Raw genomic sequence first — 4,693 nt, 5'->3', positions numbered from 1 at the left:
ATCCCGATTGCACTCCAACGCGGCTGCGTAGAGATCGTAAACACGTTCTGAGAGCTCATCCCTGCCTGAGCCTGCGCCACAGGGTGGCCCTGCTGATCCCCAGGATTTCGCAGGCGCGTCTCTGATCGCCCTGCACCGATTCCAGCACCTCGCGCACGTGATCGCGCTCGGCCTGCTGGCGGGTGTCCTTCAGGCGTGCCTGCTGCTGCAGCGGGGCCTCCCCGTGCGGCGGCAGCGGCGCCGACGCGCATTCCGGGAAGACTTCCCGCAACCGCTCGATGCAAGGCCTTGCCTGCGCATCGCCCGCGCCCAAACCCGCGCCCACACCGACCTCCACGCCCAGATAAGCGGCGCAGGCCAGGAGACGTTCGATCCAGTTGTCCAGTTCACGGACGTTGCCGGGCCACGGATAGTCGGCCGCCATGCTCAGCAGCTCATCCAGCAGCCGCTCCAGCCTCTCGCGTTCCGGCCGCTCCAACCGCTCCTGCGCTCGCAGCGCATGGCGCGCCAGCATGCCGCGCGCCAGCTCGGCCACATCCGCGCCGCCGCGCTCACGCAGGCCCGGCATGCCCATGCGCAGCACCGCCAGCCGGTAATACAGGTCGCGGCGGAACAGCCCCTTTTCGACGAGGACCGCCAGATCGGCATGGGTGGCCGCGATCACCCGCACGTCAACGGGAACGGGCGTCGTCGATCCGACGCGCATCACCTCGCGCTCCTGCAGCACGCGCAACAGGCGCGATTGCAGCGCCAGCGGCATGTCGCCGATCTCATCGAGAAACAGGGTGCCCGTGTGCGCCGCCTCGATCAGGCCGGTCTTGCCGCCGCGCCTGGCGCCCGTGAAGGCGCCTTCGTCGTATCCGAAAAGCTCGGATTCGAGCAGGCTTTCCGCAAGCGCCGCGCAGTTCACCGCGAGAAACGGCTGCGCCGCCCGGCGGCTCGCGCGATGAATGCCCTGCGCCATCATTTCCTTGCCGGTGCCGCTCTCGCCAAGAATGAGTACCGTGGCATCGCTGCCGGCATATTGATGCGCGAGTTCACGCACGCGCCGGGCGGCGTGGCTGCCGCCCAGGAAATCGTCGATGCTCCAGCGCACTCCCGCGCCACGCTGGCGCTGGTTGGCGCGCAGATGCCGATCGGCCCGCTGGATGACGGCGGGATCGCGGCAGACCAGCAGCGCGCCCGTAACCACACCGTTCTCCACCAGAGGGGCGCGGCGCAGCACCAGCGTGCGCATCGATAGCTGCACCACTTCCTCCGTGCTTTCCTGCAGGCGCTCGGGGTGCCCCTGCATCAGCAGCGGAGAAACCTCCGCCAGCATCCGCCCATGCAGCGCCTGCACATTTCCGCCAAGAAGCGAGGCCATGCGAGGGTTCAGCGAACGGATGCGTCCCTGGGCGTCGATGGCGGCCACGCCGTCCTGCAGCTCACCGAGCACGGTCTCCAGCCATTGGTGCCGATCGCGCTCGGCCATGCGGTGCCGGGCAAGCAGCAGCGCGTCGCTCATCGCCTGGCGCACGGCCGCTTCGGAATACAGCAGCACGCTCGGAATTCCGGCCTGCTGCGCCAGATCGGCCACCAGCCCGGGAGCCACCACCGCGCCCACGTTGGCCGCCCGCAACTGCTGCACGCAGGCGGCGGCGTCTTCCGCTCCGTGATAGACGAACTGGGCGATGCCCAGCCCGAACAGCGCATCGAACCGCGTGAGCTGCGGCGAAGGCGCATCGAACGACACCAGCCCCACGCGCGGCCTGTCCGCCGTGGTCTGCTGCTTGGCCGTCATCAACGCCTCCAGCAGACCCAGCCCGCGCACCTCCACCATCGCCACGGGGATTTCGACCCGCTCGCGCACGTGCGCGCCGCTCGATCCCGCGGCCACCAGCGCATCGATGGGCTGCCGGGCATCCAGCGCGCGCACCGCGCGCACGGCGTCCTCGAAGGACGCGCTGACGTGCGTGATCCGCGCCACGCCCTCCCACGACGGCGCCACTGACTGCATCACCCTGCCGATACGGTACCGTCCCACGGTCACGATGTGCGGCAACCGGCTGACGTCCTCCGCGCGGGCGGCGGTGCCTGCCATTTCAATTTCATCCATGAAATGAATTATTTCATTCCTGCAACGAAATCCGCAACAAATCCGCCCAGGCCCCGCATGGAGCGCTCGGGCGCGGCATGTCCGGCCTGGCACGCGCTTTGCGTTGACCCATGGACCATTCACTGACCATCCAGAAAGCAGAAAGATTTCGCATGCACACCAAGCAGAGACTCCGTGACCTCATTGACGCGCGCCGTGGCGTGCTGGTGCCGGGAGCATTCAATGCGCTGTCCGCGCGCGTCGTGGCCGATCTGGGCTTCGAGGCCATCTACGTGACCGGCGCGGGCGTCACCAACATGTGGTTCGGCCTGCCGGACCAGGCATTCATGGGGCTGAGCGACATCGCCGATCACACGGCGCGCATCCGGGACGCCGTCGAACTGCCGCTGATCGTCGATGCCGACACGGGCTTCGGCAACGCGCTGAACACCTACCATGCCGTGCGGACGCTCGAGCGCGCGGGCGCCGACTGTATCCAGCTCGAAGACCAGGTCAGCCCCAAGCGCTGCGGCCATTTCAGCGGCAAGGCCGTGATCGAAACCGGCGAAATGCTCGGAAAGATCAAGGCTGCCGTGGATGCGCGCCGCGATGCCGGCACGCTCATCATGGCGCGCACCGACGCCGCCGCCATCCACGGTTTCGATGCCGCGGTGGAACGCGCGCAGCAATTCGCGGAAGCCGGCGCCGACATCCTGTTCGTGGAAGCCGTCACTACGCTGGAGCAGGTCCAGGCCCTGCCGCAGCGCTTGAAGCAGCCGCAGTTGATGAATATGGTGATCGGCGGCAAGACCCCCATCGCATCCACCGACGAACTCGGCGCGATGGGTTTTTCCATCGTGCTCTACGCCAACGCCGCGCTGCAGGGCGCTCTGGCCGGCATGCAAAAGGCGCTGGGCGAACTCAAGCGCGCGCATCATCTGCAAGAGAATCCCGACCTGGTGGCGCCTTTCGCCGAGCGCCAGCGGCTGGTGAACAAGCCGTTCTGGGACGAGCTCGAAAAACGCTATCAATAAAATGAGCGGCGGGCGAAAACTTTCGCCCTTCGCCGCCGCGCGGCGGTGGATTTTGTTGGCAAATGCAAGCAGCCATTGCCCCCTGCCCCTCTCTGCGAAACTCCGCATCCATCAACAGGCGGCAGCGCTGGCCGGCCCACACTCAACGTATAGAGCAGGGCCCGCGGAGATATTCCAGCACACACGGAACCTTTGACGGCCAGGACGGATCACACGCCTCGCCCGCCCACAGTCACGAAAGTCATGAAATATTGACTGACGCCCGTGACATTCAGAAATACCCATCCACCGAGTTTGTCTAGAATTTCCGATCTTGCAGACATTCAAGAATCAACTCGCGCCTTCGAGGCAAGCGCGCCGCCCGATTTCCGGACTGGAAACCGGGCCGTCTGCCCGACGCGCCTGACCGCACTGCGCTTGCGCGATTCTTCACGAGTCGACAAGTGAACGGGCGAGCAAGCACCCCACACCGCGAGGCCATGGCGTTTGGCGGTTGTCCATCAAGAACTGGAGGAGCCTCGTTTTGGCTGGAACCGAATACAAACTGCAGTACAACCCCGCGCTGGACGGCCTGCGCGGCGTCGCCATCGCGCTCGTTCTCCTCTCGCATGCACACGTCCCGCTCTTTGACGGCGCATTCTTCGGCGTGGACCTGTTCTTCGTGCTCAGCGGCTTTCTCATCACGACCCTGCTGCTCATCGAGGTCGACAAGACCCAGCGCATCGACTACTGGCAGTTCTACCGGCGCCGCTTCTTCCGCCTGATGCCGGCGCTGGCCCTGTTTCTTCTGGCGTACTGCATCTTCGCGCCCATGATCTGGCCCGAGCTGGACGATGTGTACTCGGATTCGCTGGTCTCCATCCTCTACCTCGCCGATTACGGCATCGCCTTCTTCGACAGCCCGGACACCATCCTGCACATGTGGTCGCTGTCGGTGGAAGAGCACTTCTACCTGATCTGGCCGCCGCTCCTGGTGCTGCTGCTCCGGCGCGCCACGCCGGGCAAGGTCTGGCGCTCCATTTTGCTGCTGTGGATCATGAGCTGGGCCTGGCGCGTGCTCTGGGTCGTTCAAGGCCAGCAGTTCTACGAGATCTTCTTTCGCTTCGACACCCGCGCCACCGGCCTGCTCGCAGGCGCGCTGCTCGCCGCGCTGATGGTCGAGAAGCCCGCCTTTCTCGACAACCTCCGCAAGAACATGCCGCACCTGATGTGGCTGCCGCTGGCGATTCCGCTGCTGCTGGAGCTAGGCTGGGACAACCAGGGAGCCATGGTCTGGGGCATGACCGTCGTCGAGTGCGCGGCGGTGGTGCTGCTGCTGGCGGTCAACCAGCGCTCGGGTCTGATCTACGAGATGCTCAGCGCGCCGCTGCTGGTCAAGCTGGGGCGCATCTCGTACGGCGTTTACCTGTGGCATTACCCTGTCGTGCGCTATCTGCGCGCGCACATGTCGTGGCCCCTGGTCGTGCTGCTGGGTTTTGCCATCTCGGTGGCCCTGGCCGCGCTGTCGTTCTACACCATCGAACGCTGGGCGCTGCGGCTGCGCGACACCAAGCCCAACGCGAAGAAGGAAGCGAAGAAGGCT

General features: G+C 65.9%; 3 protein-coding genes. 2 read left to right on the top strand and 1 reads right to left on the bottom strand.

The window, feature by feature from the left end; all coding sequences use genetic code 11:
- Positions 1-55: 55 nt before the first annotated feature.
- Positions 56-2,098: a propionate catabolism operon regulatory protein PrpR gene (gene prpR, locus ABWP92_RS16525; protein ID WP_353236502.1), complete on the bottom strand. Its 2,043-nt coding sequence runs from the start codon at positions 2,096-2,098 to the stop codon at positions 56-58.
- A gap of 152 nt (positions 2,099-2,250) precedes the next feature.
- On the opposite strand from prpR, the gene ABWP92_RS16520 reads away from it, so the two are divergent.
- Together ABWP92_RS16520 and ABWP92_RS16515 are read left to right on the top strand one after the other, a co-directional pair.
- A complete protein-coding gene (locus tag ABWP92_RS16520; protein WP_353236501.1) occupies positions 2,251-3,111 on the top strand; it encodes an isocitrate lyase/PEP mutase family protein in 861 nt (286 codons plus the stop codon).
- A 523-nt stretch (positions 3,112-3,634) separates the two neighbouring features.
- A partial coding sequence (locus ABWP92_RS16515; RefSeq protein WP_353236500.1) for an acyltransferase family protein occupies positions 3,635-4,693 on the top strand: 1,059 nt, incomplete at its 3' end.

It is taken from the genome of Diaphorobacter ruginosibacter, from assembly GCF_040396215.1.
In the GTDB taxonomy this organism is placed as follows: Bacteria; Pseudomonadota; Gammaproteobacteria; order Burkholderiales; family Burkholderiaceae_C; genus Diaphorobacter_A; species Diaphorobacter_A ruginosibacter_A.
This window is presented reverse-complemented; position numbering and strand designations above follow the sequence as displayed.